This is a genomic window from Campylobacter showae, from assembly GCF_900699785.1.
GTDB classification, from domain to species: Bacteria; Campylobacterota; Campylobacteria; order Campylobacterales; family Campylobacteraceae; genus Campylobacter_A; species Campylobacter_A showae_D.
Genome location: NZ_LR535679.1, coordinates 1,009,618 through 1,026,375 on the forward strand (window position 1 = coordinate 1,009,618; position 16,758 = coordinate 1,026,375).

Below are 16,758 nucleotides of genomic sequence, written 5' to 3' on the forward strand. Positions count from 1 at the left end.
AAACCATCCTTGTAAATTTATATATATTGTAGTATTGTACTCCTAAATTTTTAAGGATAAAATACTATGTACATCAAACGAGCCATAAGCGATGAAATAAAAGAGTATATGAAAAGCTTTCCTGTGCTTTTGATAAGCAGAGCTAGACAAGTTGGCAAATCAACCCTTGCTTTAAATTTAGATATACCAAACTACATAACACTTGACGATATAAATATCTATGAAGCAGCGAGAAACGATCCCAAAGGCTTTATAGAGCATTGCGATAAGCCCATAGTAATAGATGAGATACAAAGAGTTCCCATACTGCTTTTAACAATAAAAGAATTTGTAGATAAAAACAGAACAAACGGTCAGTTCATACTAACTGGCTCTGCAAATTTGAAAGGCTTTAAAATATCTCGGACTCTTTGGCTGGCAGGATAGGCATAGTAGAGCTTTACCCGCTTTCTCAAAAAGAGTTAAGTCATAGTGATGAAAATTTGATAGATATTTTAAGTAGCGATATAAGCCATTTAGCATTTAGAAAATACGACAACGACGGCTTATCTGAGAAGATCATAAATGGCGGCTACCCAGAGATCACAAAGATAAGCTCTGAAAAATCAAAATATCTCTGGTTTAGCTCATATATAAGAACATATAGAATCAGACGCCAAAGAGATAGGTAACATCAGAAATAGAGAGTGTAAATCCATCCGTGTAAATCCTTTTTAAAACCTATTTATCCAAAGTAAGTTACAATTTAAAAAACTAAAAGGATTTACTATGTCATTACTTGACAGACAAGAGTTGGCCAAGAGATTAGCTAATGGAGAGAATATAACTCCTCAAAGCATAGTTGATGAGTTTAAACTCATCTTAAAAGATGTCATAGAAGAAGCTAGTAATGCTGAAATAACAGAGCATTTAGGCTATGATAAACACCACACATCAGATAATACAAACTACCGCAATGGCTATAATACCAAGACATTAAAAACAAACTACGGTGAGATATTAGTTGATATACCAAGAGATAGAGATGGCACATTTAACCCTAAGCTAGTTAAAAAGCGTGAAGTAGTCTTAAATGGCACAGATGATTTAGTTATCTCGCTTTATGCTAAGGGTATGAGTGTTAGAGATATTAAGAGCCATTTAGAACAACTATATGGCTTTGAGCTATCAGAACAAACTATATCAAATATGACTGAAAAGATATTGGATAAAGCCAAAGAGTGGCAGAATAGACCACTAGATAGAATATATCCCTTTGTAATAATAGACGCTACTATACTTAAAGTTAGAATAGATGGCAACGTTAAGAACATAGCCACATATATAATGCTAGGAGTTAAGCTAGATGGCAGCAAAGAAATTTTAGGTATGTGGATTAGCAAGGATTGCGAACAATCAGTATATTGGCTAGATATATTCAATGAGATTAAAAATCGTGGAGTAGATGATATATTAATAATATCTACTGATAATCTAAGCGGTATAAGTAAAGCCATAAACTCATCTTTTCCCAACACCCAAATTCTTCTGCTTGCAGCTACGAGTGCGTAGCGCGAAGTAGAAAAATGCGTAATCCATCAAATAAGAAATAGCCTTAAATATGTAAGTTATAAGGATAAAAAGAGAATATCTAGTGAGCTAAAAGCTATTTACGAAGCTGATACAAAAGAACAAGCCTTAACCAATCTACAGGATTCAGGTCCTTTTTAAGAAGGTCTCTTCTTGCAGTTATGATGGCTGCGAAGGATATGCTAATCTTGTAAATATCGAGAAATTTATAGGCAATGCTCCAAGAGTAAAGGTGTTTTCAAAACTTAACGCATAAAACTTATAGCGTCCGAGCTCTTCGGGCATTTTTTTACAAATTTTTTAAAATTATACTTTTATTATAAACCATATCAAATATACCATATTTAAATGGTTGCTTTATATCCATGTTTTGCTAAAATTTCTCTTAACTTTCGCATTGGCTCTTTTTTGTTTCTACTAATAGGGCGAGCATACTCTACGTGGCCACGCAACGTTACCGTTTTGGCCCCGCGAGAGGCTCGCAAGGAGAGCTTGCTGCTCCCTTGACCCACGCTTTAGTCTAGACCATATTTATTAAAATAGCCGAGTTAAGTAGGCTATTTTAATAAATATTTAAGCTTACTGGCGTATCTCCGCAAGAACTCGGGGGGGCAGTCGATTAATTTTTTATTTATAAGTGCGCATAACAAGATAATAAAATTAGTCTGGCGGATCGTATTTAATTAAGCATAAAACCCCCAAGAGCCTAGAAACCAAAAAGTATATTTATGCGGCGGCCGGTTTGGCGGGATACGCCTAGACTAATCCAGGCGTATCTGATTTTATAGTATTTTCTTTATTGGTATTTTTGATAGAGTGACGCATGTCTATCATTCTTGCATATTCACATTCCTCTATAAATTTTCTATATCTTTTTTCAACTCCTCGTAGTCCATCTGCAAAGCATCGTATTTTACCCTCAAATTTTGCAATTCTTCTTGCAAACTTATTAATTTCTTTTTTAAAAACTCCAAATATTTCTCGTATTTTTCTCTTTGCACTTGCGACGATTCGTATATTTTGTTCTCGCAATCGTTCATCAAATACTGCATGCGATCTATCAAATTCGTCTTGTCTTGTTGTAAATTCGCTATCTTTTTCTCGTATTTTTCGATCAAGGCCTTCTTCTGCGATTCGTGTTCGCTCCTCTCGTTCTTGATCATCTGTGTCAAGCTCTCGTTTTCTTCTAGCAATGCTTCTTCTAATGTTGTCATCTTCTATTCCGTTCTCATAAGTATGTAGTATTTGTTGTTTTGCTCGAAGATCTCCTTGCTCCGAGGGATTGCTATGTAGTAGTGCGTCTGAGTCCCGTCCTCGCTGGGCTGTTCGTGTCTCCAGTCTTTGGGCACCGACCAAGCCGTTTCCAAATTTTGCCTCGCTCCTTGAGCCGTCCAGCCCGCCGCTATTCCGATTATTAGCGCTATCGTAGCCGTGAGTACCGATATCCATCTTTTGCTCTTGCTTTGGATCGATATTATCTCTTGGAGGCGAGGCTCTAAATTTTCGGCTATTGAATTTATCTCGTTTTTTAATGAGTTCTTCAAGCTTTCGCCTATTTCTTTCGCACTCTGCTTGTGTATCTCTATTATGGAACTCTCGAATTCTTCTGCTTGAGCTTTGGCCGAGTTCTTCAAGTCCTTGAGCGCCTGTGAAATTTGCATCGTATATTCCTCCTTTTAAACGATTTTTTGTTTTTTGATTAGGCAACATTACGGTTATGCTTTTCTTTGTCGATCTAGTTACTTCTATGCCGCTTTGGTTAAGAAGCTCAATCATATGATCTCTATTTTTGATATATCCCTCTTTGACTAGGTCGTGTAGTTTTTTATCGAGCTCTTCTAAATTTTGATAATTCCCGATGTTTTTTTTGCTAGCCGATATCGTTTGCTCTCTTGCGGGATCGTCAGGGCTAGAAAGGTTATATTCGTCGTTAATTATTCTTTTGATCAAATCAATCCTGTTTTGGTCGAATTTTGCCAAGTATGGATTAAATGAATTGCCCGTTATAAGATCAATCTTCGGGATCAAGAAATTTAACTCAAGCCGACCGTTCTTGTCCGAATGCTCGACCCAGAGTACATTTACCCGCTCTAGCATATAATCCCCGAGCAGTGCGTACTCGAAATCTTTTATGATTTTTAGCTTTTGCTCTTCATCCAAAAAATCGTGCTTCTCCATAAAAGACAAAACTCCAAAGCATGTTTTTTGTTTAAAGTCGATTCCTTTAATAATAGCTCTAGTTAAATTCTCGTCGCCTTTTACAACCTTAGCCGTTCCGGCCGCTTTTCTTTCGTTTAGTAGATAGTTTATGCTCCCAAGACCGCCGCCAGTATATGTAGGAAGAAATTTAACTAGCATCGCTATTAATAGCTTTCTTTATGTCTGTGAGGTAGGGGTCTTGATTGATATAGTTCACTATTTCCCCAATCTTTTATAAATTCGACGCAATATAGAGTTATTCTCGGCAATAATTCTAAGACCCACTCTATCTAAACTCTCGCCGCTGTTTAGCTTGGCGGCCACTTGGTTTAGGTTGTTTCCTTGCTTGGATAGCTCGGTCAAAAGCTCCCTTTCGATAGGAAGTCTAATTCGCCTGGACAGCATTGAACTTAGGGCAAATTTTGAAAAGGTCATCCCTGTTTCTTTTAGCTTCTTTTCGATAGCCGACCATTCGGCATCGGTTAGTCTTAGTTTTTTGATTATGTTCTTAGTGATTTCGCGTTTTTTGTTTTCCATCTTTATCTTATATAAAATTTTATTTTTGGAATCAGTATGCACACATTTTTCTTTATCCGCAATTTTATAAAATTGAAAACTGTAAAACAAGGGTTTTAGTAAGTTAGGAAACGGGTCGGGTAAAATTAACCTAGTTTTTAGGTTTTAAAATAAGACGAGCTGGTTTAAATTTTACAAAGTCTGGGTCGGGCAAAATGCCGCTCTGCCCGTATACTCAGCCATTTAAAATTTCCCTTTTCTTTTTTACCAGTCTTATAAATCTGCTATTTTGAATACTTTTTCTTTTTATAAATTCTTTAATCTCATCCTCGCTTTTATTTAGACAATCATTTATTAGCTCGTGCCTTTTTATGAGCTCTAGCGCTCCGTTAAAGTGTCGAGCCTTGTTTTTAAGGTCTTTTGGCGTACTTGAGGTGTAAAGCAGCAGATAATCTATAAATTTAGTATCGCTCAAAGCATAGTAAAATATGTCGCATTTGTTAAAATTTTCGTAACCCAAGTCGGCCTTGGCCTCTAAAAGGTCGATTTTGTATAGTTTTTGCTCCATTTTTATCAAATAAAGCTCCATAAGCAAAGAGTTTCTGCTTAGTCCGTATTTTTTATTTATATTGGCCTTTATTTCGTTGGTAGAAAAGTTAAATATTTCCGCTCTTTCTTCGCTTAGCCTTTTTACTTCGTTTTTTAAAAACTCGCGAATAGCCTTTATATCGGTATCAAATTTAGCTTCTATTATGCCTTCTTTATCTATAAGCCTATGTTTTAAAAGTAAGTGCGCCATAGCGTTTTCCGCGATACCCATAAGTTTTAAGTGATAGCGGCAGACGTCTAAAATATCTTCTAGTTTTAGGTTAAATTTTAACATAAGGTATTTTAAATCGTAAAAATCCCTTGCCTTGCGGCGATGCCTTAGTATAGCGTCTAGTTTGATGTAGGCTAGTTTTTTGATTGAGGCTACGTTTATATTTTTGTATTTCCTAGCATCGCTTAAAATCTCAATCGGATAAGCTATAAATTTAACGCTCACACCGTCAAATTTATAAAATACCCGCGCTTTGTCTCCTTTGACGAATTTAATCTCGTATGCATTTTTTAACTTTGAGATTAAAGCTTCTATTTTTGATAACGACTGAGTACTTAGCTCTTCTTCATTTACAAAAAAATATAGGTCTTGAGGCTGCCTATGAAGCTCATAAAGCGTTATAGCCATACCGCCGACCAGAACAAAGCCGTTTAGCTCATTGCCGCCAGCGATATATTCAAGTAGTGCGACTACTCTAGGATATAAATTTTCGCTCATATTTCTAAAAAATCCTCTACCAAAGGCAGTCTTTCGCCTTTTTGATAAAACTCGTTAAGATATACTTCAAACACCTTAGCATCGCCGAAAAGTTTACGCAGGTAGACCAAATTCATAGGCGAATCATTATCCATTAGCGCAGCTATATAGTTGGTTAAGGGTATAGAACCGCCCGGGTTGCTCCAAAAACGGTATTTAAACAGCGGATACTTATACGTGCAAAGTTCGTTTTTTCTTAAAGCCTCTTTATCTTTGGGATGGTTTGTTATTTTAGGAGCCGGCCTATTTCGATCCTTTAATGCCCTTTTATAAAATTTCTCCTTGCTTATCTTGATTATTTCGCCCTCTTTGGCGGATTTATTTAGATACTTTCTAGCCAAATCTTTTTCTTCGTTCTTAAATATATCTATACTATATACTCTATAGTTTCTGAGAAATTTTATCTTTCTAGGTATGTGGGTCATTTTTAACCCCATACTCAACCATTTCAATCTTAGCTTTTAATATATCTGGGTTGATCGGTTTGGCGTAAGTGTTAAGTAAAATTTTGTACTGCTTTTCATGACCTACTATTTGGGCTATAACGTTTGTCTCAACCTCTCGCTGCACTAAGTAATCTATAAAATAGTGTCTAAACGAATAAAAAGTTTTTTCTTTATCCTTACAAATACGTTTGCGCTGAATTTGGTTTCTAAAAATTTCAGAAAAGATTTTATTATTTACGCTAAATATCGTCTCGCCGTTTTTTCTAGTATCAATAAATTCTATTAAGCCAAGCTCAAGCAGCTTGGAATGAACAGGCACCACCCTTATAGAATTAGTATTTTTAGTGGTTTTACCCTCTTCTCTGTTTATATTAAAGCAAAGTATTCCGTTACGCTTTACTATGTCTTTGTATCTTAGCTGAGTTATTTCGTTTATCCTCATCCCGCTATATGCTGCTATCATCGTAATATAATAAAGATCATTAGCGTTTATTCGCTTGCTTGGAGATCTATTGGCATTTTTAAAATCTTGAACTATCTTAAAGATAGTTTGCGCTTCCTCTTTACTGTAAGGCAATACCTTGCGATCCGTGGGGTCTATTTCTATTTTTACGTTAATATTATTCGTAATACTTTTACCTATGTAGCCGCTATCGTAACTGTAATTAAAAAATTGAGCCACCCTTATCATATATTTTTGCACGGTTACTTCCGACAGCTTGCTATCGTTTTTACCCAGATGCAGTATCTGCTCTAAATTTTTACCCTTATACTTGTTTTTTTGATTTAGCTTAGTTGGCATTTGGAATAAAATATCGCGAAATTTTAATAAATCATCTCTTGATATAAGAGATACGCTCCTTTCCTCGCCGAAGAATTTAAAGAGCAAATTTTTAACGCTATTTACTAGCTCTAACGTGCTTTTAGACCATTTTTCGTTTTTACTCGTGTTTTGTATGAAGGTATCGAATGCAACGCGCAATATTATATTGTTTTGCGACCCGGTTGGTATTTGGCTAGCAAGCGGGACTATCTCGTATCGTTCTACTATATTATTACCTAGAGTTCCCGCGCCAAAAGTTTCTTTGCCTGCGCGTATAGATTGAACGATATTTTGCTTTTTACCGAGCATAATATCTTTTGTCTCTCTTTCATCGGCTTTAGTTTTTACTAGCCCTAGCTGCGTATTTAGTCCGTGTTCTTTTTGGGCAGCTACGGCCATAGCGTGAGCGAAAGTATCTATAAGATCTTTAACCCCTTGCCTATTAAGCGGCAATCCGCCGATTTCGTCAAGAACGCCGATATCGTCCTGAAAGCTTCGTATTTCTTTACTTTCAAATTTACGGCTACTATCTTGCTCGCTTAAAAATTTTAATCTTTTGGCCGTAAGGTTTGCGTTTTTCTCAAGTTTTGCTATGAGGTAGTTTAGCGAAAGGATATTTTTCTCAAGCAAAGCGTGAGTTACCGTAGCCCTATCCTCATCACCGATCGGGCCGATATCTTTTTCTAAAATTTCCACGCTAGACTCTAGAAGTTTGGGCATTTGATTATCTTGCAAGGCTTCTTTAAAATGCCTATTTAGAGCATCGGCAAAGTCAACGTCTATCTTTTTATCGTATAAAGAGTGCTCTTTTATACTTTTATCGACCTTTGCCTGCATGAAGCTATCCACTAGAGAGTCGATTATCTTGCCGTCCAACTTCATGTCCACCGCCTTGGTTATTAGATAAATGTATCTATCATAAATTCTAGCAGATTTTTTAGCTTTTAGTATGGAGTTTGTGCTTAGCGTAAAGCAAATTTCTCTTTGAACGCCGAAGATTTTCCTCGTGCTAAGAGGCAGAACGCTTCTATAGTAGTATGTTCCGTTGCGATTTTTAATATGCGTCATAAGGCGGTGTAACAAAAGTGGAACACCTTGCCGATGCCTTAAAGTCCAAAAGACTTAAAATAGCGTAGTATCAGTGCTTTGCAAGGATTTAAAATAATTCCTCATAAGCCGGAGGTCGGGAGTTCAAGTCTCCCCCGTGACACCATAAATGCCCTATTTATCGGTATTTAAACCGCCTCTTTTGCAGTTTCCCTTTCTTTGAATTTTTTCTTAAACTATGGTACACTTTTGATAAAAAGTGGTACAGTTTTTTAAAACCTGCTATTTTACAAAAACATTCATATAAAATTGCTTTTGTTTTTCTTTGTTGCATTTTTAGTGATACATTTAGTATGGTGGAGGTATTGAGGTATTGAGGTATTGAGGTATTGAGGTATTGAGGTATTGAGGTATTGAGGTATTGAGGTATTGAGGTATTGAGGTATTGAGGTATTGAGGTATTGAGGTATTGAGGGCAGCTTTATAAATCAAAAATAAACAACACAAATACTTTCATGCATTTACTTTCATACATTGATATTTTTTCAGACATTGCTAAATACTAAACATAAACTGTCTACTTAAATTTTCTAAAGAGAGACTGCGTAATAAAATCTTATAATCGCATAAATACCAAGAGAAGTAAAGCCTGCAAATTGAGAGCCAGATTACTCTACGGCCTTAATGACATAAATAGGTTTAGTATTTTGCGTGTAGATTCAAGGCTTCTTATTTGCCCATTACCTCACGCTAAGCCCTTCATCCATATACTTGATTATCGGATATATGAATAGCTCTATGACCCTTCTTTTACCGGTCTTTACTTCAGCTATTACGCTCATACCTATTTCTAGTTGCTTGGTTTCTCCCTCTACTTTTATATCCAGGCTGTTTGGTTTTATCTTGATTTCGTATATTAGCCCTAGCTTTTCATCTTCTATGGCATCTTTTGAGATTTCTATTATATTTCCGTGCAAGAGTCCATACTTTTGAAAGCTAAAGGTATCTATCTTAATGGCTACTTCTTGACCTAGTTTTAGAAAACCTATGTCCTTATTTAGAACATTTGCTTTTATTATTAAAGGAGCATCCGAGGGAACGATCGATATTAGATTATCGTTTGGACTTACTACTCCACCTTCGGTATGGATAAGCAGCTTTCCAACAAACCCGTCTACCGGAGATTTGATTTGCTGGGTCTTGTTTGAAAAAAGGATTGCGTTTATCTGAGCGCTTAATTCTCTTTTTTCTTTTTCTTTGCTTAGTGACGTTTCTATCCAGCTTGATTTTATGGTTTTTATCGCTTTTTCATTTTCTTCTATGATCTCTTCGAGTTTTTTATTTGATTCTTTTAGTCTATATAAGGCGATATCTTTTTGCTCTTTTAAATTTATGATATTTTTACTTACTTCTTCGTACTCTTTTTTGGCTATTATATCAAGTACTTTTTGTAGTCTTGCTTTAGCTTCCTCTTCTTTGCTTAGAAGAAGGCTGAGTCTATTTACTTCGCTTTCGTTAGCTTTGATGTCAAGCTTGGCTGAATTTAGTTTGGCTTTGTTGCCTTCATAGGTGCTAGCTAAAATTTGCCTTTGGCTGTTGTATAAATTTAACTGAGATGAATTTAGCTTATTTATCTCGTCTTTACTTAAATTTGATTCGTTAATGAGAGCATACAGTAAGGCAATGTCCGAGTTAATCACCGCTAGATCGTCTTGTTTGCTCTATAGCGAGGCGTCGGTTACAGTTGGGTCTATTTGTATTAGGATGTCTCTTTTTTAACTCTATCCGATTCTTTAACGAATATCTTTGAGACCACTCCGCTTTCAAGAGGTTTTAGTATCTTTATCTCTCCGCTTGGTATGACCTTACCGTTTGCGCTTACCACTACGTCTACTTTAGCTAGTATCAGCCAAGCGGTAGCAAATATCATAATAGCCAGTACTAGATAAAGGATGATTCTGCCAAGAGGATTAAGGGGCTTGTCTTCTATTTCTATAAGTAGGGGTTTAAATTCGTGGAGGTCGTTCAATATTGTCCTTTGTTTATCGCACTATACCATTTTTTAAATTTAAGCTTGATTCGTATTGCCGGTTTCTTGCTGGCTATTTAAAAAGTAATAATACCCCCTTTGCTTCATCAAGCTTTCGTGATCTCCTTTTTCTATTAGCCTTCCTTTATCCAGCACTATTATCTCGTTACAATCTTTTACGGTACTTAGTCTATGAGCTACGATAAATACGGTTCTGTTTTTCTTGATGGCTGCAAGGTTATTTGATATTATCTTTTCGCTTTCGTAATCAAGCGCGGAGGTAGCTTCGTCAAATATTAAAATTCTAGGATTGGTTAGTATGGCTCTTGCAATCGCAATACGTTGTTTTTGACCACCCGAAAGAGACGAACCTTGCTCTCCCACTAAGGTATCGTAGCCCTCAGGTAACGCGCTTATAAACTCATCGGCTCCCGATACCCTTGAAGCTTGCAAGATTAGATCCATAGAGGCGCTTGGATAAGCATAAGCTATGTTTTCTTTAACGGAGCCGCTAAAAAGATAGCTATCTTGCAGCACCACTCCTATGTTTTGCCTAAGCCAGGATGGATTCATATGCCTGATATCGACTCCGTCTATATAGATAGCTCCCTCGTTTGCGTAGTATAGTCTTTGAAGAAGTCTGGTTAGAGTGCTCTTTCCGCTACCGCTTCTACCTACTATGCCTATACTTGTGTTTGGTTTTACTTCTAAGCTAAAGTTTTGAAGCACGATAGGAGAGTTTGGAGAGTATTTAAAGCTAACGTTATCAAATTTCACTCCGCCTTTTATCTCATTTAGGGTTATAGCATTATCGTTTTCTTGCTCTTTTGGAGTATTTAGTATGTCTCCTAGTCTATCTACGCTAAGAAGAGCTTGCTGAAATTCGTTCCAAAGACCTACCAGCCTCATTATAGGAGCGCTAAATTGTCCCGCAAACATCTGAAAGGCTATTAGCTGACCTACGCTTAGCTTGTTTTCTATAACTAGGCCAACTCCTAGATAGAGTATAGATAGCGTCATTAGCTTTGAAAGAGCATTTGCGATGCCGGATAAGATATTTGATAAATTTGAAAGCTCAAAGCTTGATTTTACGTATTTGGCTAAAAAATCCTCCCAAAGGCGCTGCATACTGCCCTCGATCGCTAGAGATTTAACGGTTGATATACCGGTGATTGATTCGACCAGATAGGAGTTTGATCTGGCTCCCATTTGAAATTTATCTTCTAGCCTTGCTCTAAGCCTTGGAGTAGCAAAGAAATAAAGAGTAGCTATAATAGTAACGAAAGCTAATGCCACCGAAGTAAGCTTAACGCTATAAAGTAGCATCATTATTACAAACACTACGCTAAAAAGCATATCAAGCAGAACGGTAACGGATTTATTGGCTATAAACTCCCTTATACTATCTAGTTCTCTAACTCTAGCTACTATGTTTCCTACTTTTCTGTTTTCAAAGTAGATCATGGGTAGTTTTATTAGATGGTCAAATAGCATAGCTCCAAGCCTGGCGTCTATCTTTGAAGTAGTGTGGGCAAATATATAGTTTCTACTTAGGCCCAAAAGCATTTCAAATATAATTACCGCCACAAATGCTAATGCTATGACGTTTAGGGTGCTAAGCGAGTGATGAACTAAAACCTTATCAAGCACCACCTGGGTAAAAAGAGGAGTAACTAGACCGAATAGCTGGATAACGAAAGATGCTATTAAAATTTCGCCTACTATCTTTTTATAGCTTAACATCCTAGCGTAAAACCAACCAAAGCCGAATTTTATCCTATCGTTTAAGAGCTTATGCTTTAAGACTATCATCTTTGGATTTGGATTTAGGATATTAAGCAGCTCTTCAAATTTGATAGCGTAAGGTTCGTTTTTGTCTTTAAAGATTAAGACTTCGTTTTTAGAGGCGTCGACTTTTAAGATATTAAAATAAACTCCGTTTTTATCCCTAGCTATGCAAGGTAGCGGATAGGAGGTTAAATTTTTAACGGTTAAAGGTTTAATCTTAGCCTTAAAGCCCTTGTCTTTTGCTATTCTTATAAGCTCTTCAAAGCTTGGAGTGCTATTTAGGGCGTAATCTCTTATTATGGCTCTGCTGTCTATCCTAACGTTATTTAGAGCCCCCTACTATCTCTAAGCTTCTTAAAGCGCTTTGCAATCTACGCTCTTTTCGTTTATTAAAAAGCGTTTTACCGTAAGCATATTTGCTTGTAGTAACGCCTCTTCGTTTTTGATGAGATTTTCGTTAAATTTAACCTTACTTTCAAGCACGCTTAGTTTATCCGACTGCGAGTTTAAATTTAGTCTTTCTTGCATGCTCAAAAGCTCTTTAGAGTAAGAGGTTAGCTCCGAAGTAGTTTTTAGCTTTTCTAAATTTGAATGCAAATCGTCATTTATATTTCTAGCCTCTTTTTCGTACCGCCTTTTTGCTTCGTTAAACTGCTCTTTGGCTAAAAGTAACTCAAGAGATGCGCTTTCTATGCTAGCTTCCCTGTTAAAGCCGTCAAAGAGATTATAAACCATACTAAGGCCTATCCTGTACCCGTTTCGCTGAGTATCGTCCCAAGAGCGGCGAAAGTTGTCTCTGTCGTCCCCGTAAAAGTCGTACTTAGCATATAGATAAAATGCCGGATAATACTCCCTCTTTTTTGATTCAAGAGCGCTTTGTTTAGAAAGGATTAGAGCGTTTAACTCTTTGGCCTCGGAAGTTTGTTCAAATGCAGGTAGAGGGGAGGAGATTAAACTATCTAAATTTAAAGTTTGAGGCGAAATGCCGGGAGCTTGATTTAAAGATTTGGTTTGATTAGTTTGATTAGTTTGATTAGTTTGATTAGCCCGTTTTAAAGAAACGGAGGTTTGATTAAATTTATCTCCTATATCCTCGCTGCTAAAAGGCATTATCTCATCTTCTATATAGATATCCTCTCCGCTTAAATTTGATATCTCGCTAATGAGATTTTTTATCTGCTTATTTAGACTTGCTATATTATCTTCTATCTCTACTAGTCTTATGGCGCTATTTGTCATTGCCGTTTTTGTATGATCGCCGTTTTCATAGAGGCGTTTGGATGTTTCGTAGATCTCTTTATTGATTTGTTTTAGTTTGCTATAGGAGTTTAGTTTGTCTTTGCTATCTAGCAGATTATAATATAGCTCAAGCAGTCTTAGTTTAGCCTCATTTAGCGTCACGCACTCTTTATAGCTTAGGCTTTGTTTTTTATAAGCGGCCGCATCTATGTTTAAGGCATTTGCTCCAAATTTATATAACTCGTAATTTAGCTTTAAAGATACCGAGCTAGCGTGTCCCGTAGAGCTTACCAGGCTTTCATCGTTTATGTAGTTGTTTCTAGCGTTTGCATACTTCTTAGAGTATTCGCTATTTGCGCTTAGGCTTAGCCTGGGATATAGGCTTGATTTAGCCGCGTTTATCTCTTCGTTTGCTAGCAGGGTTTGAAGCTTGGAAGATAGGATGGAGGGGTTGGTGGATTCTAGGGATTTAGCAAGGGAGGAAAAAGTAAAGGTTTTAGCATAGATAGATAATGAAAAACAAATAAAAAGCGATAAAACCTTCACCGTACCTTCTTTGTAAAATTAGTTAATAAAAACCCGAAAATTTAAGCGTAACAATGCTTAATACTCTATTAAAAGTAATCTTAGTTTTGATAATATTTTAAAAACAACTATATAAAGAAATTAAATATACCTTAATGATATTAAAGATAAAATACGAAGACTTTTATTTTTAGCTAAAAGGAATTTGGATTGAAAAACTTTTTGCAATCTATCTTTATACTCGCCGCCTTTGCCGCTATCCTCTTTTACCTTTCTTTTTTAGGAGTTAAATTTGATAAATTTGGATCAAGCTCTATGCCGACTGGTTTTACCGTCACGCCTGATACAAAGATAGATCCAAATTCTGATTTGGCTAGGTTTGTGACACAAGAAGAAGTAGATGAGCTTTCGTTTAAACATTGGGATATATATGACGAGCAAAAAATAAGATACCAAGAGCCAAACGCTACTTTGAAAATTTTAAGAGATCATCTTGAAGCAAAAGATACAAATGGTGTTTTAAAATTTCTAAAAGATAATAATCTAAGTGCAGATGTAAAACTTTGGGCAAATACGACTCCTCTTATGTATGCAAGCTTTCATAATGATGAAACTACCGCAAAAGAACTCATCAAGCTAGGTGCAAACCCTCATCAAACGGATAAATATAAACTCTCTCCTCTAGCTTACGCTATAGAAAACAATGCAACTAAAACGGCAAAGCTTTTATTTGAAAATGGTGTTAAATTTAAAGAGCTTGGAAAGGTGCAAATTTATCGTTCTACACCACTTTATAGCGATATAGAAAAACTCATTATAGATGATGATAATATAACGATTATATATTCTTTTAGTGGGGCTAAAAAGTTTTATTATGGCTATACTGATGAAAAAACAGGAAAGACCAGTAGATATACGTATATGTATGACGAATTACCATTTCGTTATATTGTAGAAAATAATTTTACAGAGATAACTCGTTTAGTTTTAGAGTCTGGATATAGACCAGATTGCACGGATAGAAATAGAGAAGATGATGAAGCTTGTTATCGTATGGTTGATAATGTGCCAAACTACGAACCCATGCTTGATTTACTACTTGAATATGATTTGCTAGGGCAGCCTAGCAAAGAAGAGTTGAAAAAGGCTTATGATGAATGCTATTATCAATATACTCTAGGCATACTGGGCTCATATGGTATTGATAAAAACGGCACTTACTTTATAAAATACACAAGTTTTACAGATAATGCAGATCAAAAACATTGTTCTGATAAAAACGGCACTTTTAAAGATACAAAAGAATTTATCTCTTGGGTTAATGAAAGAAATAAAACTAAGAAGTTGGATAGTTTGCTATACTCATATAAAGCATGTAATGATAGAAATAGTAAAGAGTATAGAAGAGATAATTATTGCAGAGGTTATGAACAAAAGGTATTTTTTAAGGGCAATCAGACAAAGCTTAACATAAAGCCTTATAGAAAGCTTAGCTCTGATGAGATAAAAAATATTGTCCTTAATAACTAAAAATAATGTAAAATATGCAATAATAAATTAATATAAAGAAAAAAGAAAAATATGTCAGTTCGATAAGAAAAAATTTCTACTTGATAGGATAAAGCCTACTATAGATATTTCCATAGGTCTTTTTAAAGGCGATCCTGACACCGTAGCAAAAGGTGTGCTGGATAAAGTAAAGCCTATATATGAAGATATAATAAAGGCTCAATTAAACTTAAGCGGATTTTCTCTTATTAGTTTCAACAGTTTCTGATATAAGTTTTTCTGTGTAGTTTTAGTATTATATCTAAATTCGCACTCCTTTAGGTGCAACAGAAAATTCTCTTTCTTTATCCCTTTAAATTTAGCTAGTCTATGTTTAGCGTATCCCCAGAAATTCTCAATGCCGTTTATATGGTTTTTACCATTTGCAAATTTATTCTTTGAATGCTTTACTCTATAGTGTGCTTTAGCTCCATAATCAACCAAGCCATCGTAAGCTTTCCAACAATCAGAGTAAATTACACTCTCGTCTAATTCGCTAAACTCCGATAATATCGGTATTAGTTCATTTGCAGAGCAGTTTTTAACTATCTGGGTATAGACCTTACCGTCTCTTTTAAGCATTCCAAATACCGGTGTTTTGTTTGCTGCACCTCTACCTCTTTTACCTCTTACTCGTTTGGATCCGAAGTAACTTTCATCTATTTCTATTTCGCCTGAAAACTTAGATATCTTCTCACACTCTTTAGACATAAAAATTCTTATTTCTCTAAAGATTTTACATAGGGTTGCTTCTGAAATTTTAGTTAAATTTGATATCTTTGATGCTTCTATATCCTCCGTGAAGTACTTTAGAATTTCTCTAAATTTCTTTTCTGAAATTCGGGAACGATAGATATACTTATTTTTCATCGACAGGATCATAGTTAAAAACTCCTTTGAAAGTTTTTAACTTATCTTGAGCGAAAATAAATTTAAAGAAGGATAAGCAAAATTTATTCCCTACAATTCGCGACATTTGCGCAAGGGTCTTTGAGAAAAAGATTATACTACGCGGGCTCGGTCTAAATTTTAGACCTTAAAATTTTGGTAGATTATGCTTGTAGATTGATAGGATCTTTATGGTGTCGTCTTCGATTATAAAAGGAATAACGTATCCTTTGAAAATTAGATCCCTTATATTGTCTTTGTGAAAGTATTGATTTTTTCTAAATCGGTAAGCAAAAGTAGATAAGCTTTCGATTTTTTCAAATAAGCCCTCAAGAAAATCGTTTGCCGCCTTCTCGCTCTTGCTTCTATCCGCGTAAAAATCTAAAATACTTTTAATTTCTTCCTTGAATTGTTCGCTTAAGATAATTTCCACTTTAAGCGCCTTTGGTTTTTAGGTAGGATCTCATCTCGGTTTTAAATTCGTCAAAGGCTTGGTATTTTAGCTCGCCGTGCTTATCGGCCTCTACTAGTTTCTTTAAATCCTGCTGATCGGCTTGGCTTAGATAATCTTCATTGTCGTAAGTAATGGTTGTTTCAGGATCTAGCGCAATAATAGCCCTAATAGCTTCTATAATACTATGGTTTGCGGTTTGGATATTTATTGAAGTTATCATTTCTTGCTCCTTGTGTTTATCGTCATTATATCGCACCCTTTTTAACGGCTGACGTTTTTTCTAATGATCGATCTCTAAATTTATACTTATACCTTTTGTGTGTTTAGACT

The 16,758-nt window shown here is 35.7% G+C and carries 15 protein-coding genes and 1 pseudogene; 4 read left to right on the forward strand and 12 right to left on the reverse strand.

Annotated features, from left to right (window positions below; genetic code table 11):
- Positions 1–66 precede the first annotated feature (66 nt).
- The 3 genes and pseudogenes from E4V70_RS10945 (at position 67) to E4V70_RS05050 (ending at position 1,710) form a co-directional block, all read left to right on the forward strand.
- Entirely contained in the window at positions 67–426 is a 360-nt protein-coding gene (locus tag E4V70_RS10945) for an AAA family ATPase (protein ID WP_232037821.1), read from the forward strand.
- Complete coding sequence (locus tag E4V70_RS10950; protein ID WP_232037822.1) at positions 411–671, forward strand: hypothetical protein; 261 nt, start codon at positions 411–413, stop codon at positions 669–671. Before E4V70_RS10945 ends, E4V70_RS10950 begins: the two co-directional genes overlap by 16 nt.
- A gap of 97 nt (positions 672–768) precedes the next feature.
- Positions 769–1,710: pseudogene (locus E4V70_RS05050) on the forward strand (IS256 family transposase).
- Between the two features lie 615 nt (positions 1,711–2,325).
- On the opposite strand, the gene E4V70_RS05060 reads toward E4V70_RS05050, so the two are convergent.
- From E4V70_RS05060 to E4V70_RS05095, 9 genes are all read right to left on the reverse strand, one after another.
- On the reverse strand, positions 2,326–3,927 hold the full coding sequence (locus E4V70_RS05060) for a relaxase family protein (RefSeq protein WP_122863427.1): 1,602 nt from the start codon (positions 3,925–3,927) through the stop codon (positions 2,326–2,328).
- Between the two features lie 57 nt (positions 3,928–3,984).
- Complete coding sequence (locus tag E4V70_RS05065; protein ID WP_232037823.1) at positions 3,985–4,347, reverse strand: plasmid mobilization protein; 363 nt, start codon at positions 4,345–4,347, stop codon at positions 3,985–3,987.
- 172 nt (positions 4,348–4,519) lie between these two features.
- Positions 4,520–5,602 (reverse strand): nucleotidyl transferase AbiEii/AbiGii toxin family protein, encoded by a 1,083-nt coding sequence (locus E4V70_RS05070; protein ID WP_122863426.1) that lies wholly within the window; start codon positions 5,600–5,602, stop codon positions 4,520–4,522.
- Positions 5,599–6,078 carry a hypothetical protein gene (locus E4V70_RS05075; protein ID WP_134482482.1) on the reverse strand — a complete coding sequence of 160 codons (480 nt, stop codon included), beginning with the start codon at positions 6,076–6,078 and terminating at the stop codon, positions 5,599–5,601. The genes E4V70_RS05070 and E4V70_RS05075 overlap by 4 nt, the downstream gene beginning before the upstream one ends.
- Positions 6,050–7,978 carry a site-specific integrase gene (locus E4V70_RS05080; RefSeq protein ID WP_232037824.1) on the reverse strand — a complete coding sequence of 643 codons (1,929 nt, stop codon included), beginning with the start codon at positions 7,976–7,978 and terminating at the stop codon, positions 6,050–6,052. Before E4V70_RS05080 ends, E4V70_RS05075 begins: the two co-directional genes overlap by 29 nt.
- A 719-nt stretch (positions 7,979–8,697) precedes the next feature.
- Entirely contained in the window at positions 8,698–9,657 is a 960-nt protein-coding gene (locus E4V70_RS05085; protein ID WP_232037825.1) for an HlyD family efflux transporter periplasmic adaptor subunit, read from the reverse strand.
- Positions 9,658–9,716: 59 nt separating this feature from the next.
- Positions 9,717–9,986, reverse strand: a complete 270-nt coding sequence (locus E4V70_RS10955) for an HlyD family secretion protein (RefSeq protein WP_232037826.1) — start codon at positions 9,984–9,986, stop codon at positions 9,717–9,719.
- A 39-nt stretch (positions 9,987–10,025) separates the two neighbouring features.
- Positions 10,026–12,089 (reverse strand): peptidase domain-containing ABC transporter, encoded by a 2,064-nt coding sequence (locus E4V70_RS05090; protein ID WP_331869744.1) that lies wholly within the window; start codon positions 12,087–12,089, stop codon positions 10,026–10,028.
- A gap of 39 nt (positions 12,090–12,128) precedes the next feature.
- Positions 12,129–13,559 carry a TolC family protein gene (locus E4V70_RS05095; protein WP_122863425.1) on the reverse strand — a complete coding sequence of 477 codons (1,431 nt, stop codon included), beginning with the start codon at positions 13,557–13,559 and terminating at the stop codon, positions 12,129–12,131.
- A gap of 189 nt (positions 13,560–13,748) precedes the next feature.
- Between E4V70_RS05095 and E4V70_RS05100 the strand changes: the two genes are divergently transcribed.
- The gene (locus E4V70_RS05100) at positions 13,749–15,068 is read left to right on the forward strand and encodes an ankyrin repeat domain-containing protein (protein ID WP_122863424.1); all 1,320 of its coding nucleotides are present in this window, start codon (positions 13,749–13,751) and stop codon (positions 15,066–15,068) included.
- 198 nt (positions 15,069–15,266) lie between these two features.
- On the opposite strand, the gene E4V70_RS05105 is transcribed toward E4V70_RS05100, so the two are convergent.
- The 3 genes from E4V70_RS05105 to E4V70_RS05115 form a co-directional block, all read right to left on the reverse strand.
- Positions 15,267–15,968, reverse strand: a complete 702-nt coding sequence (locus E4V70_RS05105; protein WP_122863664.1) for an IS1595 family transposase — start codon at positions 15,966–15,968, stop codon at positions 15,267–15,269.
- 154 nt (positions 15,969–16,122) lie between these two features.
- The gene (locus E4V70_RS05110; protein ID WP_122863423.1) at positions 16,123–16,407 is read right to left on the reverse strand and encodes a type II toxin-antitoxin system RelE/ParE family toxin; all 285 of its coding nucleotides are present in this window, start codon (positions 16,405–16,407) and stop codon (positions 16,123–16,125) included.
- 1 nt (position 16,408) lies between these two features.
- The gene (locus tag E4V70_RS05115) at positions 16,409–16,648 is read right to left on the reverse strand and encodes a hypothetical protein (protein ID WP_122863422.1); all 240 of its coding nucleotides are present in this window, start codon (positions 16,646–16,648) and stop codon (positions 16,409–16,411) included.
- Positions 16,649–16,758 lie beyond the last annotated feature (110 nt).